The 25,188-nt window shown below is 70.2% G+C and carries 24 protein-coding genes; 15 read left to right on the top strand and 9 right to left on the bottom strand.

The window, feature by feature from the left end; translation table 11 throughout:
• The first annotated feature begins 39 nt into the window (after nt 1-39).
• The 3 genes from J2853_RS06225 to J2853_RS06215 all read left to right on the top strand — a co-directional run bounded on the left by J2853_RS06225 (nt 40) and on the right by J2853_RS06215 (nt 2,318).
• Complete coding sequence (locus tag J2853_RS06225) at nt 40-1,074, top strand: acyl-CoA desaturase (protein WP_307555875.1); 1,035 nt, start codon at nt 40-42, stop codon at nt 1,072-1,074.
• A 118-nt stretch (nt 1,075-1,192) separates the two neighbouring features.
• Nucleotides 1,193-1,834, top strand: coding sequence for a hypothetical protein (locus tag J2853_RS06220; protein WP_307555873.1), 642 nt, complete (start codon nt 1,193-1,195; stop codon nt 1,832-1,834).
• Between the two features lie 127 nt (nt 1,835-1,961).
• Nucleotides 1,962-2,318 (top strand): PRC-barrel domain containing protein, encoded by a 357-nt coding sequence (locus J2853_RS06215; RefSeq protein WP_307555871.1) that lies wholly within the window; start codon nt 1,962-1,964, stop codon nt 2,316-2,318.
• A 203-nt stretch (nt 2,319-2,521) separates the two neighbouring features.
• Here J2853_RS06215 and J2853_RS06210 read toward each other — a convergent pair whose 3' ends face one another.
• The gene (locus tag J2853_RS06210; protein ID WP_307555869.1) at nt 2,522-3,505 is read right to left on the bottom strand and encodes a glucosyl-3-phosphoglycerate synthase; all 984 of its coding nucleotides are present in this window, start codon (nt 3,503-3,505) and stop codon (nt 2,522-2,524) included.
• A 129-nt stretch (nt 3,506-3,634) separates the two neighbouring features.
• Here J2853_RS06210 and J2853_RS06205 point away from each other — a divergent pair, with 129 nt between their 5' ends.
• The gene (locus J2853_RS06205; protein ID WP_307555867.1) at nt 3,635-5,428 is read left to right on the top strand and encodes a CHAT domain-containing protein; all 1,794 of its coding nucleotides are present in this window, start codon (nt 3,635-3,637) and stop codon (nt 5,426-5,428) included.
• Between the two features lie 60 nt (nt 5,429-5,488).
• Here the strand turns inward: J2853_RS06205 and J2853_RS06200 are convergent, their stop codons facing one another.
• Entirely contained in the window at nt 5,489-6,958 is a 1,470-nt protein-coding gene (locus J2853_RS06200; RefSeq protein ID WP_370879198.1) for a helix-turn-helix domain-containing protein, read from the bottom strand.
• Nucleotides 6,959-7,198: 240 nt separating this feature from the next.
• Here J2853_RS06200 and aceA point away from each other — a divergent pair, with 240 nt between their 5' ends.
• The gene (gene aceA, locus J2853_RS06195) at nt 7,199-8,491 is read left to right on the top strand and encodes an isocitrate lyase (RefSeq protein WP_307555863.1); all 1,293 of its coding nucleotides are present in this window, start codon (nt 7,199-7,201) and stop codon (nt 8,489-8,491) included.
• 244 nt (nt 8,492-8,735) lie between these two features.
• Here the strand turns inward: aceA and mihF are convergent, their stop codons facing one another.
• Entirely contained in the window at nt 8,736-9,044 is a 309-nt protein-coding gene (mihF, locus tag J2853_RS06190) for an integration host factor, actinobacterial type (RefSeq protein WP_089208239.1), read from the bottom strand.
• 158 nt (nt 9,045-9,202) lie between these two features.
• On the opposite strand from mihF, the gene J2853_RS06185 reads away from it, so the two are divergent.
• Nucleotides 9,203-9,379, top strand: coding sequence for a hypothetical protein (locus J2853_RS06185; protein WP_307555859.1), 177 nt, complete (start codon nt 9,203-9,205; stop codon nt 9,377-9,379).
• A 392-nt stretch (nt 9,380-9,771) separates the two neighbouring features.
• Nucleotides 9,772-10,059, top strand: coding sequence for an HU family DNA-binding protein (locus tag J2853_RS06180; RefSeq protein ID WP_307555857.1), 288 nt, complete (start codon nt 9,772-9,774; stop codon nt 10,057-10,059).
• A gap of 24 nt (nt 10,060-10,083) precedes the next feature.
• Here the strand turns inward: J2853_RS06180 and J2853_RS06175 are convergent, their stop codons facing one another.
• The 3 genes from J2853_RS06175 to J2853_RS06165 all read right to left on the bottom strand — a co-directional run bounded on the left by J2853_RS06175 (nt 10,084) and on the right by J2853_RS06165 (nt 14,012).
• Nucleotides 10,084-10,902, bottom strand: coding sequence for an ABC transporter ATP-binding protein (locus J2853_RS06175; RefSeq protein WP_307555855.1), 819 nt, complete (start codon nt 10,900-10,902; stop codon nt 10,084-10,086).
• Nucleotides 10,903-10,986: 84 nt separating this feature from the next.
• The gene (locus J2853_RS06170) at nt 10,987-12,618 is read right to left on the bottom strand and encodes a serine/threonine-protein kinase (RefSeq protein WP_307555853.1); all 1,632 of its coding nucleotides are present in this window, start codon (nt 12,616-12,618) and stop codon (nt 10,987-10,989) included.
• A gap of 251 nt (nt 12,619-12,869) precedes the next feature.
• A complete protein-coding gene (locus J2853_RS06165; protein ID WP_307555851.1) occupies nt 12,870-14,012 on the bottom strand; it encodes an alpha/beta hydrolase in 1,143 nt (380 codons plus the stop codon).
• A gap of 219 nt (nt 14,013-14,231) precedes the next feature.
• Between J2853_RS06165 and J2853_RS06160 the strand changes: the two genes are divergently transcribed.
• Genes J2853_RS06160 through J2853_RS06150 form a run of 3 tightly spaced genes read left to right on the top strand, consistent with a single transcriptional unit; the run spans nt 14,232 to nt 16,593 of the window.
• Entirely contained in the window at nt 14,232-15,005 is a 774-nt protein-coding gene (locus J2853_RS06160) for an ABC transporter permease (protein ID WP_307555849.1), read from the top strand.
• A 47-nt stretch (nt 15,006-15,052) separates the two neighbouring features.
• Complete coding sequence (locus tag J2853_RS06155; protein ID WP_307555846.1) at nt 15,053-15,841, top strand: ABC transporter permease; 789 nt, start codon at nt 15,053-15,055, stop codon at nt 15,839-15,841.
• 2 nt (nt 15,842-15,843) lie between these two features.
• Entirely contained in the window at nt 15,844-16,593 is a 750-nt protein-coding gene (locus J2853_RS06150) for an ABC transporter ATP-binding protein (protein WP_307555844.1), read from the top strand.
• Here the strand turns inward: J2853_RS06150 and J2853_RS06145 are convergent.
• The 3 genes from J2853_RS06145 to J2853_RS06135 form a co-directional block, all read right to left on the bottom strand.
• Nucleotides 16,581-17,957: a sensor histidine kinase gene (locus tag J2853_RS06145; protein WP_307555842.1), complete on the bottom strand. Its 1,377-nt coding sequence runs from the start codon at nt 17,955-17,957 to the stop codon at nt 16,581-16,583. The two genes, J2853_RS06150 and J2853_RS06145, sit on opposite strands and share 13 nt — an antisense overlap.
• A 193-nt stretch (nt 17,958-18,150) precedes the next feature.
• A complete protein-coding gene (locus tag J2853_RS06140) occupies nt 18,151-18,978 on the bottom strand; it encodes a helix-turn-helix domain-containing protein (protein ID WP_307555840.1) in 828 nt (275 codons plus the stop codon).
• A 156-nt stretch (nt 18,979-19,134) separates the two neighbouring features.
• The gene (locus tag J2853_RS06135; protein WP_307555838.1) at nt 19,135-19,614 is read right to left on the bottom strand and encodes a hypothetical protein; all 480 of its coding nucleotides are present in this window, start codon (nt 19,612-19,614) and stop codon (nt 19,135-19,137) included.
• An 88-nt stretch (nt 19,615-19,702) separates the two neighbouring features.
• Here J2853_RS06135 and J2853_RS06130 point away from each other — a divergent pair, with 88 nt between their 5' ends.
• The 5 genes from J2853_RS06130 (at nt 19,703) to J2853_RS06110 (ending at nt 25,178) form a co-directional block, all read left to right on the top strand.
• Nucleotides 19,703-20,269, top strand: a complete 567-nt coding sequence (locus J2853_RS06130; RefSeq protein ID WP_307555836.1) for an MFS transporter — start codon at nt 19,703-19,705, stop codon at nt 20,267-20,269.
• Between the two features lie 275 nt (nt 20,270-20,544).
• Complete coding sequence (locus J2853_RS06125; RefSeq protein ID WP_307555834.1) at nt 20,545-21,303, top strand: YcnI family copper-binding membrane protein; 759 nt, start codon at nt 20,545-20,547, stop codon at nt 21,301-21,303.
• 304 nt (nt 21,304-21,607) lie between these two features.
• Nucleotides 21,608-22,108: a (2Fe-2S)-binding protein gene (locus tag J2853_RS06120; RefSeq protein WP_370879515.1), complete on the top strand. Its 501-nt coding sequence runs from the start codon at nt 21,608-21,610 to the stop codon at nt 22,106-22,108.
• Complete coding sequence (locus J2853_RS06115; RefSeq protein ID WP_307555832.1) at nt 22,105-23,091, top strand: FAD binding domain-containing protein; 987 nt, start codon at nt 22,105-22,107, stop codon at nt 23,089-23,091. Before J2853_RS06120 ends, J2853_RS06115 begins: the two co-directional genes overlap by 4 nt.
• Nucleotides 23,088-25,178 (top strand): xanthine dehydrogenase family protein molybdopterin-binding subunit, encoded by a 2,091-nt coding sequence (locus J2853_RS06110; protein WP_307555829.1) that lies wholly within the window; start codon nt 23,088-23,090, stop codon nt 25,176-25,178. Before J2853_RS06115 ends, J2853_RS06110 begins: the two co-directional genes overlap by 4 nt.
• Nucleotides 25,179-25,188: the final 10 nt, after the last annotated feature.

Here is a 25,188-nt window from a genome sequence, read left to right as displayed (position 1 = left end):
CCGCGCATCGGACGGTCTTCGCCGACCGCAGGGGGTAGCGTGACCACGTCGGCCTTCCCACCAGGTCAGCCGGAGCCGGGAACGGCCGAGACCGCGGCGGTCACGACCGGGCGCCGCACCGCCTATCTGGTCGCCCTCGTCATCCTGCCGGTGCTGACCCTGGCCGTGGCGGTTCCCGCCCTCTGGGGATGGGGGATCGGGCCACACGACGCGGTCATCGCCGTCGTCATGTACCTGGTCAGCGTCTTCGGGATCGCCGTCGGCTACCACCGGCACTTCACCCATCGGGCCTTCAAGTGCCGCAGACCACTGCGCATCGCACTCATGCTGGCCGGCGGCATGGCGCTCGAAGGCCCGGTCACGCTGTGGGCGGCCGAGCATCGCCGCCACCACAAATACGCCGACCGGGCCGGCGATCCGCACTCGCCGTGGCGGTACGGCGACAGCGGCCCGGCCTTGCTGCGAGGCATGGCGCACGCCCACGTCGGCTGGTTCTACACCGCGCGCCACCGCTCCGTCCGGCAGCACTGGGTACCGGACCTGCTGGCCGACCCGGACGTCCGGCGGTTCGACTCCGCCTACCCGGCCGTCGCGGCGCTGTCCTTCCTGCTGCCCGCCGCGGCGGGAGGGCTGTGGACGATGTCGTGGACCGGCGTGTGGACCGCCCTCTTCTGGGGCGGGCTGGTCCGCTACGCCGTGGTGCACCATGTGACCTGGTCGGTGAACTCCGTCGCCCACACCTTCGGCGAGCGTCCCTTCACAACCAGGGACCGGTCGTCCAACGTCCGGTGGGTGGCGTTCCTGACCCTCGGTGAGGGCTGGCACAACTGGCACCACGTCGAACCGACCTGCGCCCGGCACGGCGTGCTCAAAGGCCAGATGGACCCGAGCGCCCGGTTGATCCGCTGGCTCGAACGAGCGGGCTGGGCGTACGGCGTGCGCTGGCCGGACCCCGGGCACCTGGCCGCTCGCCGCGTCGAGGCGGGCCGGGGAGCGCCCACCGCCCGGCCTCCAGGGCAGCGGGCGCGAAACGGGGAACGGGACGACGTCCGACGCGACGATCCGCGCACGTGAACACCCGGAACCCCCCGGCTCCGCCCGCGCACGTGAACACCCGTGACTCCCGACCGCACGTGAGCACCGGGCGACCCCCGTCATCGAACCGCCCCGGGGAGACGTACGTCATGAGGGCATGAGACATCGGCTGCTCGTCATCCTGCTGCTTGTCACCGCGACCCTGATGATCGCTCCCGGTACGGCGTGCGCCTGCAGTTGCGCCCCCCTTGAGCCGGCGGAGCAGGTGAAGGAGTCCGCCGCCGTCTTCACCGGGACGATGACGGCCGCCCGCAAGCTCGACGGCGACCCGCTCGGTCCCACCCCGCCGGTCGTCTACACCTTCCGGGCCGACCAGGTCTACAAGGGGAAGGCGAGCGCCGAGTTCGAGGTGGCCACCAACGCCGACGAGGCCGCGTGCGGATACCGCTTCACCGCCGGATCGCGCTATCTGGTGTTCGCCTCCGCGGGCGAGTCCGGCCTGTTCGCGGTCGATCCCGGCGTGGCCCTGCACACCTCGCTGTGCGCGGGCAACCGGATGGTCCGTCCGGGCGGAGCCCCTCTGCGCACGGAGGACGGGACGCAGAACGGGGAGCCGCTCACCGCCGAACTCCTCACCGCTCTCGGTACGGCCACCCGCCCTCCGGTGACCGTCGCCACGCCTTCGTCCGGCGCTTCCGGCGGTGAGCCGACTCCGCACTGGATCTACCTGGGTGTGGCCGGGGTGAGCCTCGCCGTCGCCTTCGCGAGCCGGCGGCTCTCCGGACGCGGCAAGGCATGAGCCTCGACCCGGCGGGCCGGGCACGGCCGGCGGGTTACAGTTGATCTTCTACTCGGCTCGTTTAGCTGGGCCTCGGCGGGTAGACGAGACAGGTGTGAGGTCCCTCTCAGGTGAGAAGAGTTTGAACATGGCGAGCGAAAACATATGGACGTACCGTTCCGACGTCTACGGCGGCGACCAGACACTGGACCTCATCGGCTTCGACGTGGAGGCCACCGACGGGAAAATCGGCCTGGTGGAGGAAGAGAGCACCATGGCGGACGACAGCTACGTGGTCGTCGACATCGGCTTCTGGGTCTTCGACAAGAAGATCGTGCTGCCCGCCGGCACGATCACCCGGATCGACCCTCCGGAGCGCAAGATCTACGTCGGATGCACCAAGAAGGAGATCGAGGACGCCCCGGAGTTCAACGTGACCACCTACAAGGAGGCCGGCTACCACGAGCGTCTCGGCGGCCACTACGGTCGTTTCTCCACGATCTGACCGTGTAGGTGAAGGTCTCCGCGGGGCGGAGTGCCGCCGCCCTCGATCCGGTCGGCGTTGTCGGTGACGGCTCATGGCCGGGCGTGGGCCGATGTCCGTCGCCGACGACGGCGCCGGCCGGATCCAGGCGACCGCGTCGGCGGTCGCCGTGGTTCACACGCGGTCGCCGTGGTTCACACGCGGCCGGGCCGGGGTGATGCCTTTCAGCCGGTCCGCCGGGGGTGGTAGCCGGGGACGGTGATCATCGGTGGGCGTTCGGCGACGGCCACGTCGCGGACGGTCGCGTGGTGCCCGCCCGAACCGCCCGACCGGCTCTCGCCGTCGGTGTCCCGGCGGAACTGGGCCAGGCGGGTGGAGGGCGTGTGCAGGGAGACCATCTTGTTCTGGCGTTCCAGCCGGGACCAGGAGGTCTGCAGGATCTGGGCGGCCATGCCGCCCAGCGCCTCGGTGGACTGGTGGGAGTGGACGCGACGGCCCAGGTCGACCTGGGCCAGGGCGTCGAGTCCGGCGAGGTCGAGCAGGTCGATCAGCAGGCCCAGCTCCACGCCGTAGCCCGTGACGAACGGGACCCGCTCCAGCACGGACCTGCGCCCGGCGTACTCCCCCGCGAGGGGTTGCACGAACCCGGCGAGCAGCGGCCAGTGCAGGTTGAGCAGAGGCCGTGCGACGAGTTCGGTGACCCGGCCGCCGCCGCTCTGCACGTTCTGCAGGGGCCGGTCGTAGCAGCCCTTGACGTAGACCACGCCCGGGTCGTCGAACAGCGGGCCGAGCAGTCCGGTCACGAAGGACGTGCGGAACTCGCGCAGGTCGGCGTCGATGAAGACCAGCAGGTCACCGGAGGTCACGGCGAGGGACTTCCAGAGCGCCTCCCCCTTGCCGTCCAGCGGTTTCAGATCGGGCAGGATCTCGTCCTGAGCGATCACCCTGGCCCCGGCCCGCGCGGCGCGCACGGCGGTTTCGTCGACGGAACGGGAGTCGATGACCACCAGTTCGTCGACGAGCGGGACGGCTTCCATCAGGTCGCGCCGGATCGCGGTGACGATCTCCCCGACCGTCCCCTCCTCGTCGCGGGCGGGGAGCACGACACTGACCGTCACGTCTCCCTTGGCTTCCATCAGCCACGCCAACGACCAGTCATCCGATGATGATGTGCGCCCACGCAACCATGCCCCCGCTTCAGGCAGCACGGCCCATCCTTCCCATCACCTCGGAACTTACGGGTATCACCTTATGTGGCGCCGATTCGCAACGAGTACCGGCTCCCGTCCCCGCCGCGAAGGTGGGAAGATCAATCCAGATCGCAGCAAGGGAGCGGGATGAACCCGGTAGCCGTGATGAGGGCGGCGCACACCGTCCGTGATGAGCTCGACCGCCTGATGGGCACCACGTCCGAAGAGCTCCGCGGCCGGTTGGACTTTCTCCTGGCCGAAGAGGGCAAGCAGCCTCCCGGGCCGCTCGCCGACGCCGTCATCATGCTCGTCGCCCAGTACGGCCCCGCCTGGGAGCGGCTCTCCGCCCTGCTCCGCCTGAACGACCACGTCACCGCCGAGGAGCTGGTCCCTTCGCTCACGGACTCCGCCGATCCCGACCGGCCACCGGCCGCCGCGAGTCCCGGCTCACCGCCGGGAAACCCGTCGAACGGATCGGCCGCCCCCGACCGGCCGCGGCCCGGCGGAGCGCACTCCTCTCCGCCCACCCAGCCCGAGCCCCCCTCGCCACCGGCCGCCGACCGTGGCCCCTCGATGATCGGCCGACTGGCCGACGTGTTCCGCAGGCGCCGCGGGGAGAAGGACGCCGCCCCCGCCGACCGGCGGAATCAGAACGCGTTTCCGCTGATCGAGGCCCCGCCCGAGGTGGTCGGGGGCTGGGGGATCGAGGTGGGGGTCGGCCTCTCCCCCGAGCAGGGCCAGGAGGGCATGACGGCCCCGTCCTCCGGAGAGCCCGTCGACCTGGACGTCCAGATCATCGCGGAGGGGTTCGAGGCACCCCGCGGATGGCGGGTCCAGCTCCGCGCCGACGACGCCTCGCCGTACCCGAAGACGACGATCAGCCTGGTCGCCCTTCCGCAGGAGCAGCCGGAGACGGTCCGGCAGATCCAGGCGATCCACGCGGTGCGCGGCGAGGTGACCGGTTTCGGCGTGCGCCCGATCTCGGTCCTCGGCTCCCCCGGCAAGCTCGGCCGGGACGACCCTCCCGAGCCGGTCGCGGGCACCCGGGTCCGGCTGGCCGGCGCGGAGGAGCCCGCGGACGTCACGGTGGTCATCGTCCACGGCGACCAGCCTGGACGACTGTGGTGGACCTACCGGTCCCCGCACTTCCTCACCCCCGACCAGCCGGAGAGCTGCGAGCTCGGCGTGCGGACCTCGGAGTTCGGGCGGCGCCTCACGGAGCGGGGCCACCTCTCCGAGGAGCTGGGGCGTCAGATCGCCTCGAAGGTCCCGAGGGGATTCTGGGAGCTGCTGAACGCGGTGGCCGGACGGGTGGCGCCGCGCCGCCCGAGCGTGCTGATCCTCTCTCAGGAACCGCACGTCCCCTGGGAGCTGGCCGCTCTGGAGCAACCCGTCGACGCCTCCGTTCCCCGCTATCTGAACTGCCAGACGGTGACCGGCCGCTGGCCCATCGGAGGGCGGCGTCCCGAACTGCCCCCGCCCTCGCGGGTGAGGGGCGACAGCATGGCGGTCGTGTACGCCGAGGCGGACACCCCTCACCCGCTGGTCACCGCCTACGGCGCCACGAAGGTCGCTCCCCTGCTCGGCGAGGTCCTGAGCCTGTTCGGCCGATCACCGGACATCGTCCACTTCGCGGCCGGCGACTCCGCGCCCACGGCCCTGAGCCAGGACCTGGACGGCGATCCCTTCGTCTTCCTGGAGGGCACCGGCGATCCGTGGACGTTCCTGCTCGCGGGCGCGGGCGGGGTCGTGGCCCCGCTCTGGTCCGCCGACCCCCTCGGCGGCGGCCTCGCGCAGGGGTTCTACGGCCGTTACCTCGGCGGCGAGCTCCCGGCCGAGGTCCTGCGGTCCCTGCGCTGCCAGTCACCCGCCACCCTGGCGGCCTACCAGTTCTACGGTCACCCGTCGCTCAGGCTTTCGCGCTCCCAGCCGGGCGCGTGACGGCTCGCCGTTCCGGCGACGGTGGCCGCGAGCCGCCCGCGAGGTCCCGGCGGAGGGGTGTCAGCTGAGCGCGTGACGCTCCAGGAAGGTGTAGACGTCCGCCTCGTCCACTCCGGGAAAGGACCCGGGCGGCAGCGCCGCGAGGATGTGCGAGTTGCCGCGGGCCGACGGCCAGGCGTAGCCCTCCCAGCGCTGGGTGAGCTCGGCGGGCGGGCGGCGGCAGCAGTCACCGGTCGGGCAGTCCGACTTGGTGCGGTTGGTGGTCTCACGGCCGCGGAACCAGCGTGACTCGCGGTACGGCACGCCGAGCGTGATGGCGAAGTCCCGCTCCCTGGAGGGGTCGACGTGGGCGACGCAGAAGTAGGTGCCGGTGGGTGAGTCGGAGTACTGGTAGAGGACGGAGAACCTGTCGGGCGACAGGAAAATCTGCCGCCCCGACCACTCCAGGCACATCCGCTGGCCCTCGATGGCGCCCTGCTCGTCCGCGGGGAAGACGATGCCGTCGTTCTCGTAGGCCTTGTAGATGATCCCGTCGGCGTTGTTGCGGACGAAGTGGCACTTCAGGTCGAGGAACCGGGTGGCCAGGTTGGTGAAGCGGTGCGCGGCCATCTCGTAGGAGACGGCGAAGACGTCCCGCAGGTCCTCCACGCTCAGCGCCCGGTCCTCCTTGGCCTCCCTCAGGTACGGCACAGCGGCGGCCTCGGGCACCAGGACGGCGGCGGCGAAGTAGTTGGCCTCGGTCCGCTGGCGCAGGAAGTCGGCGAAGTCACGGGGTTTGTGGTGTCCGAGGGAGAGGTGGCCGAGCGTCTGCAGCAGGATCGTGCGCGGGGTGTGCATGCCGACCTGCTCGTGCTTGACGTAGATCCGCCGGTTGCGCAGGTCGGAGATGGAGCGGACCGTGTGCGGCAGGTCCTGAACGGTCTGCACGGTGTAGCCGAAGTGGGCCACCAGCGCCTGGACGGTGCTCTGCGACAACGCGCCCGTGCGGTAACCGACCGCGGCGAGCGCCTCGGCCGCGGACTGCTCGATCTCGGCGAAGTAGTTGTCCTGCTCGCGCTGCTTGCGGCGGAGCTCGGCGTTGGCGGCCCGCGCCTCCTCGGGGGTGGCGGTCCCCCTGGCCTGGCGCGCCCGCAGCTCGCCGTAGAGGCCGAGGATGTGTTCGAGCACGTCGTTGGGGACGCGGGCGGAGACCTTCAGCCTGGCCAGGCCGAGTCCCGCGTACAGCGGGTCGCGCTGCGCCTCCTCCAGGGCCATCTCCAGTTGCGCCCGCCGGTTGGGGGCCTGGCGGCGGAGCAGTTCCTCGACCGGCACGCCGAGGGCGGTGGCGAGGGATTTCAGGAGCGACAGTTTCGGCTCGCGCTTGCCGTTCTCCAGCAGGGAGAGCTGGCTGGGCGCCCGGCTGACGCGTTCGCCCAGGTCGGAGAGGGTGAGACCGCGTTGCTTGCGCAGGTGTCTCAGGCGCTGGCCGAACGCGATGAGATCGAGTTCTTGCGTCAAGGAAAGCGGTTCTTCACCGACCAAAGATGCCATACCACGATGCTAAGCGAAATTTCGGAAGAAATTTCAACACGCCGCGGACGCCGGCATCCGTCTCCTTCGGATTGGTCTAGTCCATAGAGAAAACTCTTGATTTCTTCTCCGTCGAATACCGCACAGTATTCACCTCATAAGAAAAATTTCATTTCTTACGCCCAAGTTGACCTATTCGCCCCTTTAAACGGGGGCACACACTCAGAGCAGGGCACCCAGGGGACGAAAAGGAGTTAACCAATGAATGATCGCCTCAAGGGAGCCGCAGACGAGCTGCGGCACGAGTGGGAGACCAACCCCCGCTGGAAGGACATCGAACGGACCTACACCGCCGAGGACGTGGTCCGGTTACGCGGTTCCGTCCAGGAGGAGCACACCCTCGCCCGGCTCGGCGCCGAGCGGCTGTGGGACCTGCTCAACAACGAGGACTACGTGCACGCGCTCGGCGCGCTGACCGGCAACCAGGCCGTTCAGCAGGTCAAGGCCGGCCTCAAGGCGATCTATCTGTCCGGCTGGCAGGTCGCCGCCGACGCCAACCTCGGAGGGCAGACCTACCCGGACCAGAGCCTCTACCCGGCCAACTCGGTCCCGGCCGTCGTGCGGCGCATCAACAACGCGCTGCTCCGCGCCGACCAGATCACCTGGTCGGAGGGTGAGGAGAACGCCCCGTACTGGCTGGCCCCGATCGTGGCCGACGCCGAGGCGGGCTTCGGCGGCGTGCTGAACGCCTTCGAACTGATGAAGGGCATGATCGCCGCGGGTGCGGCCGGCGTGCACTGGGAGGACCAGCTCGCCTCGGAGAAGAAGTGCGGTCACCTGGGCGGCAAGGTGCTGATCCCGACCGGTCAGCACATCAAGACCCTCAACGCCGCCCGCCTCGCGGCGGACGTGCTGGACGTCCCCTCCCTGGTCATCGCGCGGACCGACGCTCAGGCCGCGACGCTGCTGACCAGCGACGTCGATCCGCGCGACCAGGTCTTCGCCACCGGGGAGCGCACCGCGGAGGGCTTCTACCGCGTCCGCAACGGCGTCGACGCCTGCATCGCCCGCGGCCTGGCCTACGCGCCCCACTCCGACCTGCTCTGGATGGAGACCTCCACCCCGGACCTGGATGTGGCCCGCACGTTCGCCGAGGCCGTCAAGGCGGAGTATCCGGACCAGATGCTGTCCTACAACTGCTCCCCCTCCTTCAACTGGAAGCAGCACCTCGACGACGCCACCATCGCCAAGTTCCAGCGCGAACTCGGTCACATGGGCTACAAGTTCCAGTTCATCACGCTGGCGGGCTTCCACTCGCTCAACTATTCGATGTTCAACCTCGCCCAGGGTTACGCCGGGGAGGGGATGAGCGCCTACGTCGAGCTTCAGGAGGCAGAGTTCGCCGCCGAGGCGCACGGCTACACCGCCACCCGCCACCAGCGCGAGGTCGGTACCGGATACTTCGATCTGGTCAGCACCGCCATCGCACCGGACTCCTCCACCACGGCCCTGCGGGGCTCCACGGAAGAGGAGCAGTTCGCGCAGGCCCACTGAGGCTCTCGCGGAGACTCGCCCACGACCATCCGGACCGGACTTCCTCTGAGCACCCCCGGAGACGTCAGGCGACCTCCCCAGCGGGTTCGACGACCCGCCGACGCCGCCGAAAGCCCCGCCTCACGGATTCTTCTCAGATCTTCCCTGAGTCCGTCCGGCGGGGCTTCTCGTGTTCTCGCGGGCCGCTTCCCGAACCCGCTCACGGGAGCGGAAGACGGCCCGCGAGAACAGTGGCCCGGCCACTTCAGCTCGTGACGGCCTCGATCAGCTTGCGGCGCTGCTGCGTGCCGAGTCCGCCGAGCCGGCGAGCCTCGTCCACGTCGGCCTGCTCCATCAGCTGGGCGGCCTTCACGTTGCCGATCCCGGGCAGGGCCCGCAGTGCCTGGGACACCTTGATGCGCTTGGCGATGTCGTCGTCCCTGCCGAGCAGCTGTTCGAGGCTGAGCGCACCCGCCTTGACCTCGGCCAGAAGCTTGGCACGTGCCGTACGGGTCTCGGCTGCCTTGGCCAAGGCAGCCTGACGCTGTTCGGGGGTTAGCTTGGGCAAAGCCATGTTGATTTCTCCCTGATTACGTTAATTAAAGCATCCTGTTACCCACAGCGACCCGATTAATCATCCCCGACGTACGGAGAGGCCGGACCTGCGCCGAGCATCACGATATGCCCGTTTGGTTACCCCCGTCTTACCTGTCTCTCCGTAGCCTCAGGCTCATGGGTATCTGGCAGGGTCCGGGGGGCATCGAGGTCGAGGCCGTCGTGTTCGACGACGGCCCATGCCTGCGGGTCACCCGGCGCATCAGCGGAGAGCGGGTTCTGGTGGCCTACTGTGCGGACGTGCGCGAGGTCGACAAGCTCGTCGACCTGGCCGAACTCGTGAAGACACCGTGAGACGACCACGTCGTGATCAAAGTTGGATCACGGCCGAGTCTTGTCCGGTGCCCGTGTGAACTTCTGAGCTTCCTGGGACGTCGGAGTAAGCAGGGAGGCCCGATGGAAGTTCTGGTCGGCCTCATTGACGAGGATCTCCGTCTGGAGCTCATACTCGTCGAGGCCTTGCACGCGGAGGCGGAACGACTGGCCGCCCAGTCCGACCGCTGAACCCGAGGGTGGGTGCCTGTCAGCCGTGCTGAGGTGACAGGCACTCACCGCGCGCGCCGATCCCCGGCGTGCGCGCCGCCCTTTCCCGTCGCCGCCGCCCGAAACACACCGCCGGGCCGCGACACCGCGACGCGTTTCCTCCATAGGCTGAGACCCGAGGTGTCCATGCCGGAAGGATTCAGATGAACAAGCGCGAGCTGATCGAGAAGGCCGCGGCCGAGGCGGGTCTCAGCCGGCGACAGACCGCCGCGGCCCTCGATGCGATTCTCGGAACCATTCAGACAGCGGTGGCGGCCGAGGACAAGGTGGCGATCCCCGGCTTCGGGTCCTTCGAGATCGTGCACAAACCCGCACGGACCGGACGCAACCCGCAGACCGGTGAGCCCCTGGAGATCGCCGAGACCTGGACGGCCAAATTCAAGCCGAGCCCGGGGTTCATGGGTCTCATCCGGCAGCGCAAGAAGGACTAGCCGCTCTCCGGGAGAGCGGAAGGACTAGCGATCACGCGATGCGCGAGCGGACCAGCGGCCGTCGAGAGTGTCGATCAGCAACGGCCTGCCGAAGCACTCCGACAGGTTCTCCCCGGTCAGGATCTCCGTCACCGGACCGCTCGCCTGGATGCGGGCGTCGCGCATCAGCAGGGCGTGAGTCGTGGTGGCCGGGACCTCCTCCAGGTGGTGGGTGACGGTGACCGTGGTCAGCGCCGGACGCGTCGTGGCGAGGTCCTCCACCGCGGCGATCAGGTCCTCGCGGGCGGGCAGGTCGAGCCCGGCGAAAGGCTCGTCCAGCAGCAGGATCACCGGATCGACCATCAGCGCCCTGGCGATGCGGATCCGGGCCCGCTCGCCCTGGGAGCAGACCCGGAAGAGCCGGTCGGCGAGGTCCTTGCAGCCCAGGTCGGCCAGCAGGCGGTGGGCACGCTCGTGCTCGGCCGGGCCGTACCGGTCCCAGAGCGGGGCGCTGGTCCCGGTGTGGCCGGTCAGGACGACGGTGTGCGCGGTGGCGCCCTCCTCCTCCAGCAACCCCTCGTCGACGAGTCGCTGGCTGGCGGCGACCAGGCCGATGTGGCGGCGCAGCTCTCTCAGATCCACCCGGCCCAGTCGTTGGCCGAGCACGGTGACGGTTCCCTCCGTGGGATGCCGCACGGCGGCGGCCAGCGACAGCAGGGTGGTCTTCCCCGCCCCGTTGGGCCCCAGTATCACCCAGTGATCTCCGTACTTCACCCGCCAGTCGATGCCCTCCAGCAACGTTCGCCCGACCACCCGGACGCCGACGCCGCTCAGCTCCACCGGACCGGAAACAAGCTCGCCCATCGATCTCCCCCTCCGCCGCGACCTGCGGCGCTTACTTTAACGGACGCACCAGTTTGTCCTACCTGAGCCCGTCGGGGTAAGTGATCAATCGCCTATCTGGAACGAGGGGCCGGAGCTCGGCGGCGGCGTGATCACCGTCGAGGAGGGAATGGGCGTGGTCGGCGTCGGGGACGGACTTTCGCCGTCGCCGGTCTGCGGGATCTGGGTGAAGGAGGGCCTGGGACTGTTCGGCGTCGTCGGGCAGTCTCTTGTCCGGGCCTTGGCCCTGTTCGTGGTCGTTCCCGCACAGGTCTGCGGCTCGCGCCCGCCTCCTCCCCCGTCGCCGCCCCCGTTCTCGTCGCCGCCCTCGTCGTCGTCGGGCCGGCCGTCCGGTCCGTGCGGCCGCTCGGGAGAGGGCTCCTCGCGGTCACCCGCGGGCGGGGTGACTGCCGGGACGGTCTGGGTCGTGGTCACCATGACCGTGGTGGGAGTGATCGGAGGGGGCGGGGGCGTCTGCGGCCTGCCCACCGGCGGCCGGGTGCCGCTCAGGGCGGAACCCGGGGTCGTGCTCTCGCTCGGGACCACCATCGGCATCCGCTCGGGGACGCCCGAGCCGGTGCCGGTGCCGGTCCCGCCGCTCGTGGCGGCGACCACGGTGACGGCCGCCATGGAGACCGTGGCCAGTGCCGCGAAGCCCGCCTGCGACAGGTGCGCGCTCTTGCGGGGCGCCCGGCGGGAGACCTTCGCCGGAACCGAGGGCTGCTCCCGCACCGCCTCGACGGCCGCCGGCCGCACTCGGCCGGCTCCCGGCGGGTGGGGCACCGGCGTCCAGATCTCGGCCAGCACCTCGGCGACCGCCTCCCGCAGGTCCCAGGGGTCGCCCACCCCACCGGCCGCGAGCAGCGCGCCGAGCAGCTCGACGGCCCGGGGCCGGTGGGCGGGATCCTTGGCCAAGGACGCCTCGACGGCGGGGCGCAGCAGGGCGGGCACCGAGGTGACGCGCGGCGGCTCGACCAGGATGCGCCGGGTCAGCGCGTCGAGCTCCCCTCCGCCGAAGGGATGGTGGCCGGTGGAGGCGTAGGCGATCAGGCAGCCCCAGGCGAAGACGTCCGAGGCGGGCAGCGCGGGGCCGCCGGTGAGCCGTTCGGGGGCGACCCAGCCGGGGCTGCCCATGACCTGCCCTCCCTGCGTGTGCGCGGCGAGAGCGTCCACGTCCCTGGCGATACCGAAGTCGATCAGCCGGGGACCGGTGTCGGACAGCAGCACGTTGCCCGGCTTGAGGTCGCGGTGGACCAGCCCGGCCTCGTGCACCGCCATCAGCGCGGCGGCCACCCCCAGGGCGGCGCCGTACGCGAGGTCCGGTGTGAGGGGACCGTAGGCGGACACCACCTGGGACAGCGCGGGGCCGCGGATGTATTCGGTGACGAGATAGGGGCGCTCCTTGTCGATGCCGTCCTCCACCACCGCGGCGGTACAGAAAGGCACCACTCGCCGGGAGAATTCCACTTCGCCCGCGAAACGGGCGCGGAGCGTGGCATCGTTGAGATGCATGGGATGTGGCGTCTTGAGCGCCACCACACCGCCCTGCGGGTGTTCGGCCAGGTAGACGACGCCCATCCCGCCGACACCGAGGCGGCCGAGCAGAAGGTAACGGCCGATGATGACCGGGTCCCCGACGGTCAGTGGCCGCACACCGGGCGGCATGCCGTTCATGGGGCCGTTTCCGCCACGTGCCATCCTGGTTGAGCCTCTCGTGTGCGAGCTATGGCAAGCACACTGTGGCGGGAATCGAGGGGCCTTCGCTGCCGACCGCTCACAAGGGATATGACAGGTAAGGTCAATGATCCCTCAGGGTAAGGAACCGGTGGTGTCCCGAGTGCCTCCTGGTACCGGACGTGACGCCGTGACCAGCGAGGACGATCTCCCCGCCGCTTCATCACGAAGGCGGCGAATCCCAGCATTTCGCCGCGTCGGACGGCGGAGCGGGCTCAGGCCGCGGCGGAACCGGGCCTGACGGGCGAATCCTGGACGGCGGGCGAATCGGGCCGCGCGGCCGGATCGCACGCGGCGGGGTCCTGGACACCGGGATCGAACCCGGCCAGGGGATCGAACCCGGCCGCGAGGTCCTCGACGGCGGGATCGTAGGCGGCGAGATCCTGCTCGGCGGGGTCGTAGGAGGTGAGGACCCTGGCCGCGCCGAGGAAGCGGGCGATGTGCAGGAAGACCCGGCGGGCCTCGGGGACGACGTCGGCGAGGATGGCGAAGGCATGGGGCATGCGGGGCCACTCCTCGTAGGTGACCGGCACACCGCCGGCGCGGGCCCGCTCGGCGACGCGGCGGCCCTCGTCGCGGAGAACCTCGGTGGAGCCGGTGACGATCATCAGCGGGGGCAGGCCGGTGTAGTCGCCGAAGACCGGGGAGACCAGGTGGTGCCGGGGGTCGAGGCCGACGGTCCAGCGGCGGGCGAGCCAGTCGACCCGGCCGGCCGAGATCATCGGGTCGAGCAGGCGGTTGACCTGGTGGGGGACATCGGTGAGATCGGTCCACGGCGACAGGCACACGGCGGCCGCCGGCAACGGCAGGCCGCGGTCGCGGAGCGCCAGGAGCGTGGCGAGGGTGAGATGGCCACCGGCGGAGTCACCGGCGAACAGGATGTCGGCGGGGGCGTAGCCGCGCTCCAGAAGGCACAGGTAGGCGGCGATCGCGTCCTCAAGAGACTCGGGCAGCCTGTGAATCGGGCCCTGCCGGTAGTCGACGGCCAGTACCGGGCGCTGGGCCGCGGCCGACAGACGCCAGGTGATCGGCCGATGGGTCGCCGGGGAACAGGCGAAGTAGCCGCCGCCGTGGAAGTAGAGCAGCACCTTGTCCTCGTCGAGCTCCTGCCCGGCACGGACCCACTCGCCGGAGCACGCCCCGACCTCGTCCCGGACCACACTCACGTGGGCGGGCAGGCGCAGGGGCACCTTTGCCGCCAGCGCGGCGATGCGAGAGACCGCCATGACTCCGACGCCGGTTCTCAGGAGAAGACCTGACATCGGCTTGAAGGTGCGACGCATGATCGCGCTGAGCGCCGCGGCCTGCCAGCTGAGCGGGTAGGTAGGACAGACGTCCACATCGATCTCATCGTGCATGAGCGCCTCCGCAGAGGGTGTTCCCTAGCCAGAACATGATTCTATCTGAATAGGACATTTCATGACGATTACGGATATATATCAAACTTCCCCAGTTTGAGCTTGCCTCTCACCTGCCCCTCAACCGAAATCCTAAAAATCCATTGCCCGGCCAGGACCCACCGAGGACGATATGGGGATTGTCCCGACGTCCTCCGGGAGGAAGCCTTCCCGCTCTACATGCGTATCGCCGCGTATGGTTTCCGCCGTCACTCCGCCTACCGCTCCGCCGCCATCGCCGGGGCCTTCACCAACACCGTCTTCGGCATCCTCCGCGCGTACGTCCTGATCGCCCTGTGGGAGGCCCGCCCCGGGCTCGCCGGGTACGACCTCGCGGACGCCGTCACCTTCTGCTTCCTCAGCCAGGCCTTCATCGGCCCCATGCAGGTCTTCGGCGGCGGCCTGGAGATCTCCGACCGGGTCCGCACCGGGGACATCTCCGTCGACCTCGTCCGCCCGGCGTCGCTGCAGCTGTGGAACCTCTCCGACGATCTCGGCCGGGCGGCCTACCTGCTCCTGCTGCGCAGCCTGCCCCCGACGGCCGTCGGCGCCGCGCTGTTCGGCCTCATCGTGCCGAGCGACCCGGCGACCTGGGCCTTCTTCGCGGCCAGCTTCATACTGGCGGTGATCGTCAGCTTCGGCTGGCGCTACCTGATCGCGCTGTCCTCCTGCTGGATCATCGACGACCGGGGCGTCCAGTCACTGTCCCTGGTGATGACGTTCTTCTTCAGCGGCATGGTCCTGCCCCTGAACCTGTTCCCCGGCTGGCTCGGCACGCTGGCGGGCGCCCTCCCCTGGTCGGCGATGGTGCAGGTCCCCGCGGACGTCTACCTCGGCAAGCGGGACGTCGTCGAGGCGCTCGGCTTCCAGAGTGCCTGGGCAGTGGCGCTGCTGCTCCTGGGCGCCCTGGTCACGCGCTCGGCCCGCCGGAAGGTCGTGGTTCAGGGTGGCTGACGACGAGAGCGTCCCCGAGCGGACGCCGCCGGGAGTGAGCGCCTGAGATGACCCGAACCTATCTCCTGCTCGCCTGGACCTGGCTGCGGGCCTCCGCACAGTACCCTGGGCCGCTGATCACGATGACGATCGGCTCGTTCGTCATCAGCGCGCTGGACGTGGCGGCGATCTGGGTGATCTTCGAGCACACCGGATCCCTGGGCGGGTTCGACCTGGCCGAGGTGATGTTCCTGTACGGCACCGCGGGCCTGTCCTTCGCCCTGAGCGACCTCCTCTTCGGCAACGTGGAACGGCTCAGCCAGCACATCAGGACCGGCACCTTCGACACCATGCTGATCCGCCCGGCGGGCACGTTCGTGCAGATGGCCACGGACCGCTTCAGCGTGCAGCGCCTCGGCAGGGTGGCCCAGGCCGCCGTCGTGCTGTCCATCGCCCTGTCCCAGCTCGGCCTGGCCGCCGGCAGGGCCTGGACGGTACCGGTGATGGTCCTGTGCGGAATCGTCATCTTCTCCTCGATCTTCGCCCTCGGCGGGGCGATGCAGTTCCTGCTGACCGACGCCCCCGAGGTGGCCAACGCCTTCACCTACGGCGGCGTCACGCTCACCCAGTACCCGCTGAGCGTGTACGGCAACGAACTCGTCAAGGGGGCGACGTTCATCGTGCCGCTGGCGTTCGTGAACTGGCAGCCCGCCCTGTTCGTCCTGGACCGGCCGGACCCCCTCGGCCTGCCGTACTGGCTCCGCTTCGCCGCGCCCCTGGCGGCCGTCGTCCTGGCCGTCGCCGCCGCCCTCGCCTGGCGGGCGGGCGTCCGCCGCTACCGCTCAACGGGGAGTTGAACATGATCGAACTCGAACGGGTCGGCCGCTCGTTCGCCGTCGGCCGTCGCAAGACCAGAAAGACCGTCCACGCCGTACGGGAGCTGTCGTTCACCGTGGAGGCCGGGGAGTTCGTCGGCTACCTCGGGCCCAACGGCGCGGGCAAGTCCACCACCATCAAGATGCTCACCGGCATCCTGGCGCCGACCACGGGCCGCGTCCGGGTGGCCGGGCTCGACCCGACACGCCACCGCACGGCCCTGGCCCGCAAGATCGGCGTGGTCTTCGGACAGCGGACGACCCTGTGGTGGGACCTTCCGCTCAAGGACAGCTTTGAACTGGTCCGCCATCTTTACAAAGTAGATCAGAATGACTTCCGGCGGCGGCTCACCGAACTGACCGAACTCCTCGGCCTCACCGAGTTCATGGCCACACCGGTCCGCCAGCTCAGCCTCGGCCAGCGCATGCGCGGCGACATCACCGCCGCCCTCCTGCACGATCCCGCGGTGCTCGTGCTCGACGAGCCCACGATCGGCCTCGACGTGGTGAGCAAGGCCGCGATGCGCGATTTCCTCCGCCGCCTCAACGCCGAACACGGCACCACGGTCCTGCTCACCACCCATGATCTGGGCGACATCGAGAAACTCTGCCGCCGGATCATGGTCATCGACCACGGCAGCCTCGCCTTCGACGGCACCCTGGACGACCTGCGCGCCACCGTCCCCGATGAAGAGTCCATCGAGGGCGTCGTCACCCGCCTCTACAGCGGCTGAACGTCGCGATCGTCGTCCGCGGGGGCCTCTCCGCGCTTGGCGTCCAGCAACGGCAGCCGCAGGACGAACCGGGCGCCGCGCGGTGAGTCCTCGATCCGCAGGGTCCCGTGATGGGAGTGGACGATGTCGCGGGAGATGGCCAGGCCGAGCCCGCTGCCCCCGGAATCACGGCGCCGCCCGTCGTCCAGGCGGGTGAAGCGTTCGAAGACCCGCTCCCGATCGGCCGGCGCGACGCCGGCGCCGTCGTCGACCACCGCCACGACGGCCTGGCCGTCGGCGGAGTCGACGAAGACCCTGACGCTGGTGTCGGCGTGCCGGCGCGCGTTGCTCAGCAGGTTGTTCACCACCCTGATCAACTGGATCTGGGAGCCGCAGACCAGCACGCCGGGGACCGCCCGGACATACACCGGAACGCCGTTGGCCTGGGCCGACGCCTCCTCCGTCACGAGTTTGCCGAGGTCGACCAGCTCGCGGGTCGCCGGGTCGGCGGCGCGCAGCCGGGCCAGCAGCAGCAGGTCGTTGACGATCGCCTCCAGCCGGCCGGTCGCCGACAGCGCCCCCTGGATGGTCTCGCGCGGATCGACGTCGTCGGGGTAGAGCAGCGCCTCCTCCAGTTGCGTGCGCAGGCCGGCGATCGGGGTGCGCAGTTCGTGGGAGGTGGTGGAGGCGAACTGCCGCTGCTGCTCCACCGCCTCCTGCAACCGCTCCAGGGTCTGGTTGGCGGTGCGGGCCAGCAGCGCGAACTCGTCATCGCCCGGCGGCATGGGCACCCGCAGGCTCAGGTCGCTCACCGTGATCTCCGACATCCGCTCGCGGATCGCCGCCACCGGACGCAGCGTCCGGCCCACCACGGACCACGTCATCCAGGCGGCGAAGATCAGAAGGATGAGGGCGCTTCCGGCGAAGAAGTACTCCAGGCGGTGCTTTCGCAGGATGGACGGCTCCTCGATGCCCGCGTAGACGACCGGTGCGTCCGCCGTGGGAGAGACCCGGATGGCCATCAGCACGAGACAGCCGTCGGTCAGCCGCTGGAACCGGTCGTTGGCGGGAGGCCGGATCGAGCTCAGCGGCGGCCTGCCCCACGCCTCCCTGCTGGCGCCCGTGACCTTGCCGTGGGCGTCCACCAGCTGGATGAGGTTGACGCCGGTGGAGGTGGGGATCAGGCTCGGCATGTTGCCGTTGCGCACCGCCGCGCTCCACTGGCTGGCCACCCGCTCGGCGTCGCTGAAGGCGTCGTCCTGGATTCTGTAGCGGATCGCCAGGTCGGAACTCGCACTCACCGCGATCAGCACGATCAGCAGCAGCGCCGTCGCGGTCATCGTGTAGCGCGCTTGGATCGAACGCAGGCGCGGCACGAACCTCACTGTGTCTTCCTTCCGGGATGTGTGCTACTCACCACGATCGGGTCATAGCTCGGCAAAGACCCGAGGGATGGAAGTGCTTCCTTGCTCACGTTTCACGCGGATCCCGAAAAAGAGCAGGGGGTGTGCGGTACACCGGAATGGGCAGATGGCTGGTCCGGGGACGAACATGGAGTCGGCGGTCGTGGCGATGGCCTCATCCCGTCATGACGGCGAGGCTGCCCAGCAGGACCAGGGCCTGCTCGGAGGGGCTGCCGGGGTCGGCCTGGAAGACGATCAGTTGCTGGCCCGGTGCGCTGTTGATGCCGAACACCTCGCTGGTGAGGGTCAGGTCGCCGACATCACGGTGACGGAAGCGCTTGGCCTCGCGGGTCTTGCCGGATATGTCATGGCGGGCCCACATCCGGCGGAAGTCCGCGCTTTCGAACGAGAGCTCGTCGACCAGCGCGGTCAGATACGGGTGGCCGAGGTCCGCTCCGGCGGCGGCGCGCAGGTGGGCCACCTTGCCGCGGGCGACCTTCTCCCAGTCCCGGTAGAACTCGCGTGCGGCGGGCTCCAGGAAGACCAGCCGGACGAGGTTGTCCGCGTGCTCCAGCCCGTCGTACAGCGCCGCGGCCAGCGCGTTGGTGGCCAGCACGTCCATCCAGCGGCCGAACACCAGCGCCGGGGTGTCGGGCCAGCCGCGCATCAGCCGCAGCAACTCGGGGCCGACCCGCTCCGTCTCGCCGGTCACCCTGGGCTGCCGCGGCCTGGGATGGGCGAGTTCGTACAGGTGCGTCGCGGCGTCGGGCCCGAGGCTCAGCACCTGCGCCAGCGAGGCGAGCACCCGCTCGGAGGGGTGGCGCTCGCGCCCCTGCTCCAGGCGGATGTAGTAGTCGGTGCTGACCCCGGCCAGCATCGCCAACTCTTCCCGGCGCAGCCCCGGCGTCCGGCGAGGACCGGAATGCAGCAGTCCCACCTGCCTGGGAGCGGTGACCTCACGCCGCGCACGCAGGAACTCCCCAAGGAGATTGTCACTGTCCATTTCATTACGGTATGTCAGAAGTTGGTTGACAAGGTGGCCGTATCACTCCCAGGGTAGGCCTTCATCTTGACGAATGCCCTGGCCAGAGGGGTCCGGCCATGACCGTCCCGATGCTCCGGCCATCCGAACCGGAAGATCATCCAGGGGGCGGCCGCCCTACCGGTAGTAGCCCTGGTCGCCGGATTCCTCGTACTCCTCCTCGTCCTCGCGGACCCGGGCGGCCCAGCGGGAGGGCATGAGGACGGGCAGGAACAAAAGGACGCCGAGAAGGGCGTAGACACCCGCGGTGAGGAGCAGGCCCATACCGCGACCGGCCTGCAGGAGTTCCTCGTGAAAGGCGGGGTCGTCGGGGATCAGGCCCATGGCGCGCCTGACGTCCAGGGCGTAGACCACGGTCCACGCGAGCAGGACCATCGACGGGATGAAGGCGGCCAGCGGGGAGACGCGGCCGGCGACCACCAGACCGATCAGAAGCCCGATCACGGCCATGGTCCCCAGCGCGATCCAGGTCTTCGAGTCGCTCTCCGCCGGAAGCGAGATCAGGCCCGTCCCGGCCTCCTGCACCGCCCAGCCGCCGCCGAACAACAGCACGGCTGTCATGACCAACCCGACGAGCAGCCCAAAGAAGTGCCGCATAGCCACCACCCCGGCTTGAAGCGCGTGTCGCGGCAACCATAGCGACAAAAACCCCAGAACGGCAGGCGTTGTAAAGGCATGAGAGCATATGGGCACCATGCGCGCCCACCTCCCCCTACGCCTCATGCGCGCGGCCTCCTTCTCGGCCGTATGCGTGACGCTCGCCGTCCTCGGCCACGTGGCCGCGGGGGGGTCGGGGCCCGCGCCGTGGGGGGTGGCCGTCGGCGGGTCGGCGGTCATGTTCGTGACGATGCTGCTCGCCGGGCGCGAGCGCTCCACCGCGACGATCAGCGTCGGGCTCTCGATCCTGCAACTGCTCCTGCACGAACTGTTCGCCTTCGGCGACCCGGCGGGGGTCTCGCTGGTTCCGCACTCCCACGGCAAGGGACTGGGCGAGAGCCTGGGCATGCTCGTCGCGCACCTCACCGCCACGCTCATCACCGGGTGGTGGCTGGCCCGCGGCGAGGCCGCCCTGTGGGCGCTGCTCCGCTCGGCGCGGCACCGCCTCACCGCGATGTTCCGGCTGCTGAGGCTCCCTCGGGTGGCCGTCGCCCTCCCGCGCGCCGTGCCCCTGCCGGGCACGCCCGTCCCCGCGCGCGCCGTTCTCCTTCGTCACTCCGTCAGCCGGCGCGGCCCTCCACTGCCTGCCGTCTGACCTCGACCCGCCGCACGGTCCGGCGCACGGTCACGGTCGCCGCGCGCTCCGGCGCACGGCCATCGCCGCCGCGCGGACCGTCCCCGGTCGCGGTCGCCGCACGGTCCGGTGCACGGCCGCCGCGCGGTCCGGCGCCGGTCCTCTCGCCGGTCGTCACGGCTCCCGGCCCGCCCGCCTTCCGGAGAGCACACTCTCCCGGAGCCTCCGGCGGACGGCCCGGCCTGTCGCGACCCCTGAAAACCTCATGTTCCGAAGTGCCGAAGTGGAGAACCCCCATGTCGCTTTCCCATGCCTGCCGCCGTCTGGTGGCCGTCACCGCCGGTGTGACCGCCCTGACCGTCGGCCTGGCCCTGCCCGCCCTCGCACACGTCACCATCAACCCCGGCAGCGCCGTGCAGGGCAGTTTCACGAAGGTCGCCTTCCGCGTCCCGAACGAGCGTGACGACGCCTCGACCAACAAGATCGAGGTCGCCTTCCCCCTCGACCACCCGCTGCCCTTCGTCACGGTCAGGCCGGTGCCGGGCTGGGACGTCAAGGTCGTCGAGGGCAAGCTGCCCAAGCCGGTCACCACCGAGTACGGCGAGATCACCGAGGCCGTCACGAAGGTCATCTGGACGGGCGGGAAGATCGAGTCCGGCCAGTTCCAGGAGTTCGAGGTGTCCATGGGCGCACTGCCCAAGGACACCGACCAGCTCATCTTCCCCACGACCCAGACCTACAGCGGCGGAGAGGTCGTGAAGTGGGCCGATGAGCCCAAGGCCGACGGCTCGGAGGCCGAGCGCCCGGCCCCGCTGCTGAAGCTCACCCCCGCCTCCGCCGAGGGGGACGAGCACGCCGCCGCCTCCGCGACCCCGGCGGCGGGCGCGTCGACGGCGCCCAGCACGACGGCTCCGTCGATGACCCCCGTCGCGGCCGAGGCCGCCGACGGCTCCGACGGCACCGCCCGCCTGCTCGGCGGAGCCGGCCTGCTGGTCGGGCTCGTCGGCGTCGTGATCGGCGCGCTCGGCCTGCGTCGCGGCGGCCGTACCTCCTGATCGGTCCGATCGGCGAGGGGTCCCGTCCGGAACGCCTCCCGCGGCCATAGGGACCGAGCGCGATGAAGGCCTTTCCCGACCGGGATTCGGTCGGGAAAGGCCTTCGTCATGTCCTGCTCCACCTCCGGCCCAGGAACTCCGATATCACCGCATTTCCGTATCCCGGCCCCCTATCGGGTCAGCGAGTGGTCAAGCGCTCCTCGGCGAAAGCGGAGGTAACCCGGACGGATGAGCGGGTAGGAGAGCGCCCGTGAAAAATGAACCGAACATCCCAGGACAAGAGGTCCCGGTCTCGGCTCCGGTCATGATGGACATCCTGCTGTCGGTGAACCGGGACAGTCATCCCATCAGCGTGGACACCCGGGAGACGCTTCTGGACACGCTGCGCGAGCGGCTTGACCTGACCGGGGCGAAGAAGGGCTGCGACCACGGGCAGTGCGGCGCGTGCACGGTGCTGGTGGACGGGCGGCGGATGAAATCCTGCCTCGCGCTGACGGTGAGCCTCGACGATTGCGAGATCACCACGGTCGAGGGGCTGGCCACCGGTGACACACCGCATCCGCTGCAGGCCGCATTCATCGACAACGACGCCTTCCAGTGCGGGTACTGCACTCCCGGGCAGCTCTGCTCGGCGGTCGGCATGCTGGCCGAAGCGTCGGCCGGGTGGCCGAGCGCCGTCACCCCGGACGTGGTCGCCGAGCCCCGCCTCGACGACGAGGAGATCCGCGAGCGCATGAGCGGCAACCTGTGCCGCTGCGGCGCCTACGTCAACATCGTCGCGGCCATCGGGCAGGTGGCCCGATGAGACCCTTTGACTACCGGCGAGCGGACGACGCGCGCTCCGCGGTGGCCGCGCTGGACGAGCGGCCCGACGCCATGTATCTCGGTGGCGGCACGAATCTGGTGGACCTGATGCGCCTGGGCGTCGCCTCACCCGAACTGCTGGTGGACGTCACCAGGATCTCCTCCTCCGCCATAGAGGAGAGCCGGGACGGCGGCCTGCTGATCGGCGCGGGCGTGCGCAACAGCGACCTGACCTCCGACCCTCTCGTACGGCTGCGCCACCCGATGCTCGTCCAGGCGGTGCTCGCGGGAGCGTCGGGCCAGATCCGCAACATGGCCACGGTCGGGGGCAACCTGCTCCAGCGCACCCGCTGCTCCTACTTCCAGGACGTCTCCAAGCCGTGCAACAAGCGGCTGCCCGGCTCGGGTTGCCCGGCCCGCGAGGGCGACCACCGCAACCTCGCGATCATGGGCTATTCCGGCAGTTGCGTGGCCACCCATCCGTCGGACATGGCCGTGGCGCTCGCCGCGCTCGGGGCGATCGTCCACGTGGAGGGGAGGCGGGGACCTCGGACCGTGCCGATGCCCGGACTGCACCGGCTGCCCGGTGACGAGCCTGACCGCGACACCGTGCTGGAACCCGGTGATCTGATCACCGCGGTCGAGGTTCCCGCGCTGTCGTTCGCGACCCGGTCGCACTACCGCAAGGTGCGGGACCGGGCGTCGTTCGCGTTCGCCGTGGTGTCGGTGGCGGTGGCGCTCGACGTGGCCGACGGCGTGGTGCGGGACTGCCGGATCGCGCTGGGCGGCGTCGCCCATGTGCCGTGGCGGGCCGAGCTCGCCGAGGAGGCGCTGCGCGGTTCGCCGGCCACGGCGACGGAGTTCACCCGGGCCGCGGAGGAGGAGCTGGCTCAGGCCCGGCCGCTGCGGGACAACGGGTTCAAGGTACCGCTGGCCAGAAACGTCCTGGTCCGCACCCTCATCGACCTCGCGGAGGCATCATGACCACCACGGCCGCCGCGTACGTCGGCTCGACGATGGACCGGGTCGAAGGTCTGGAGAAGGTCACGGGCCAGGCCCGGTACGCCTTCGAGCACTCCCCTCGGGACCTGGCCTACGCCGTACCGGTGCCGGCCGCCGTCGCCCGCGGTGAGGTCCGCTCGATCGACGTCGACGCCGTGGTCCAGCTCCCCGGGGTGATCGCCGCCATCTGGCACGGCAACGCTCCCCGGCTGTCCACGCCGGAGAACGCCGAACTGGCCGTGCTGCAGTCCTCCCGGGTGGCCTACCGCGGCCAGTACATCGCGATCGTGGTGGCCGAGACGCTCCAGGAGGCCAGGGAGGCGGCCCAGCGGCTACGGGTGGAGTACGACGCCGAGCCGCACGACGTCGAGCTGCGCGTCGACCATCCGGAGATGTACCGGCCGGATCATGTCAACCCGAACTACCCGACCGACACCGAGCTGGGTGACCCGGACGCCGCGTTCGCCGCCGCACCGGTCGTGGTGGACGCGATGTACAGCACGCCGGCGGAGCACAACAACCCGATGGAACCGCAGGCCACCGTGGCCGTGTGGGACGGTGACGGGCTGACGCTCTACGACTCCAACCAGGGAGCGTCCGCGGTCCGCGACACGCTCGCGCCGCTGTTCGGCCTGCCGCCCGAGAACATCCGGGTGATCTCCCCGCACGTGGGCGGCGGTTTCGGGTCCAAGGCCGCTCCCAAGCCGTCCGTGGTGGCCGCGGCGCTCGCCGCCAAACAGGTCGGCCGTCCGGTCAAGCTCGCGGTGACCCGGCAGCAGATGTTCGCGGTGACCGGTTACCGGACCCCGACGATCCAGCGGGTACGGCTCGGCGCGGACACCGACGGGCGACTGACGGCGATCATGCACGAGGCGTTCGAGCAGAGCTCCAGGATCCATGAGTTCGCCGAGCAGACCACCACGCCCACCCGGATGATGTACGCCGCGCCCAACCGGCGCACCACTCACCGGCTGGTCCGGCTCGACGTCCCCACGCCGTCCTACATGCGCGCGCCCGGCGAGGCGCCGGGCATGTTCGCGCTGGAGTCGGCGATGGACGAGCTGGCCGTCGCCTGCAAGATCGATCCGGTCGAGCTGCGGATCCGCAACGATCCGGCCGCCGACCCGGAGAGCGGCCTGCCGTTCAGCTCGCGGAACCTGGTGGCCTGCCTGCGTGAGGGAGCGCGGCGGTTCGGCTGGGCCGACCGCGATCCCGCGCCCGGGGTCCGGCGCCGGGGCAGATGGCTGATCGGGACCGGGGTGGCCTCCTCCACCTATCCGACCTACCGCGTCGCCTCCCAGGCGACCGCCAGGTGCGAGCCGGACGGCACGTTCACCGTACGGATCGCCGCCTCCGACATCGGCACCGGCGCCCGGACGGCGCTCACCCAGATCGCGGCCGACGAGCTGCGCACCTCGCCGGACCGGGTCCGGGTGGGGATCGGCGACAGCGCGATGCCCAGCGCCATGGTGGCGGGCGGATCGATGGGCACCGCCTCGTGGGGCACGGCCGTGGTCAGGGCCTGTCAGGAGCTGATGGAGGAGCTCGACCGGCGGGCCGGAGAGGTGCCCGCGACCGGCCTGGAGACGAGCGCCGACACCTCCGAGGAGATCGGCGCGCAGCGGCGGTTCGCGCGGCACGCCTTCGGCGCCCAGTTCGCCGAGGTCGCCGTGGACGCCGACACCGGGGAGACGCGGGTGCTCCGGCTGCTCGGCGGATTCGCCGCGGGACGGATCATCAACCCGAAGACCGCGCGCTCGCAGTTCATCGGCGGCATGACCATGGGTCTGTCGATGGCTCTCATGGAGGAGAGCCTTATGGACGACGAGTTCGGCGACTACCTCAACCACGATTTCGCCCAGTATCACATCGCGGCCTGCGCGGATGTGCGCGACGTCGACGCGTTCTGGGTCGAGGAGGACGATCCGCATCTCAACCCGATGGGGAGCAAGGGCATAGGGGAGATCGGCATCGTCGGCACCGCCGCGGCGGTGGCCAACGCGGTCTACCACGCGACCGGCGTCCGTATCCGCGACCTGCCGATCCGCCTCGACAAGCTGGTGCGCTGAGTCCCGGCGC

It is taken from the genome of Streptosporangium lutulentum (genome assembly GCF_030811455.1).
Classification (GTDB): Bacteria; Actinomycetota; Actinomycetes; order Streptosporangiales; family Streptosporangiaceae; genus Streptosporangium; species Streptosporangium lutulentum.
This window is presented reverse-complemented; position numbering and strand designations above follow the sequence as displayed.

Bases quoted from the DNA above. Each gene is read 5' to 3' on its own strand.
- J2853_RS06220 (WP_307555873.1), top strand. From the start codon at position 1,193: ATGAGACATCGGCTGCTCGTCATCCTGCTGCTTGTCACCGCGACCCTG.
- J2853_RS06215 (WP_307555871.1), top strand. From the start codon at position 1,962: ATGGCGAGCGAAAACATATGGACGTACCGTTCCGACGTCTACGGCGGC.
- J2853_RS06205 (WP_307555867.1), top strand. From the start codon at position 3,635: ATGAACCCGGTAGCCGTGATGAGGGCGGCGCACACCGTCCGTGATGAG.
- J2853_RS06200 (WP_370879198.1), bottom strand. From the start codon at position 6,958: ATGGCATCTTTGGTCGGTGAAGAACCGCTTTCCTTGACGCAAGAACTC.
- aceA (WP_307555863.1), top strand. From the start codon at position 7,199: ATGAATGATCGCCTCAAGGGAGCCGCAGACGAGCTGCGGCACGAGTGG.
- mihF (WP_089208239.1), bottom strand. From the start codon at position 9,044: ATGGCTTTGCCCAAGCTAACCCCCGAACAGCGTCAGGCTGCCTTGGCC.
- J2853_RS06185 (WP_307555859.1), top strand. From the start codon at position 9,203: ATGGGTATCTGGCAGGGTCCGGGGGGCATCGAGGTCGAGGCCGTCGTG.
- J2853_RS06180 (WP_307555857.1), top strand. From the start codon at position 9,772: ATGAACAAGCGCGAGCTGATCGAGAAGGCCGCGGCCGAGGCGGGTCTC.
- J2853_RS06175 (WP_307555855.1), bottom strand. From the start codon at position 10,902: ATGGGCGAGCTTGTTTCCGGTCCGGTGGAGCTGAGCGGCGTCGGCGTC.
- J2853_RS06170 (WP_307555853.1), bottom strand. From the start codon at position 12,618: ATGGCACGTGGCGGAAACGGCCCCATGAACGGCATGCCGCCCGGTGTG.
- J2853_RS06165 (WP_307555851.1), bottom strand. From the start codon at position 14,012: ATGCACGATGAGATCGATGTGGACGTCTGTCCTACCTACCCGCTCAGC.
- J2853_RS06160 (WP_307555849.1), top strand. From the start codon at position 14,232: ATGCGTATCGCCGCGTATGGTTTCCGCCGTCACTCCGCCTACCGCTCC.
- J2853_RS06155 (WP_307555846.1), top strand. From the start codon at position 15,053: ATGACCCGAACCTATCTCCTGCTCGCCTGGACCTGGCTGCGGGCCTCC.
- J2853_RS06150 (WP_307555844.1), top strand. From the start codon at position 15,844: ATGATCGAACTCGAACGGGTCGGCCGCTCGTTCGCCGTCGGCCGTCGC.
- J2853_RS06140 (WP_307555840.1), bottom strand. From the start codon at position 18,978: ATGGACAGTGACAATCTCCTTGGGGAGTTCCTGCGTGCGCGGCGTGAG.
- J2853_RS06135 (WP_307555838.1), bottom strand. From the start codon at position 19,614: ATGCGGCACTTCTTTGGGCTGCTCGTCGGGTTGGTCATGACAGCCGTG.
- J2853_RS06130 (WP_307555836.1), top strand. From the start codon at position 19,703: ATGGGCACCATGCGCGCCCACCTCCCCCTACGCCTCATGCGCGCGGCC.
- J2853_RS06125 (WP_307555834.1), top strand. From the start codon at position 20,545: ATGTCGCTTTCCCATGCCTGCCGCCGTCTGGTGGCCGTCACCGCCGGT.
- J2853_RS06120 (WP_370879515.1), top strand. From the start codon at position 21,608: ATGATGGACATCCTGCTGTCGGTGAACCGGGACAGTCATCCCATCAGC.
- J2853_RS06115 (WP_307555832.1), top strand. From the start codon at position 22,105: ATGAGACCCTTTGACTACCGGCGAGCGGACGACGCGCGCTCCGCGGTG.
- J2853_RS06110 (WP_307555829.1), top strand. From the start codon at position 23,088: ATGACCACCACGGCCGCCGCGTACGTCGGCTCGACGATGGACCGGGTC.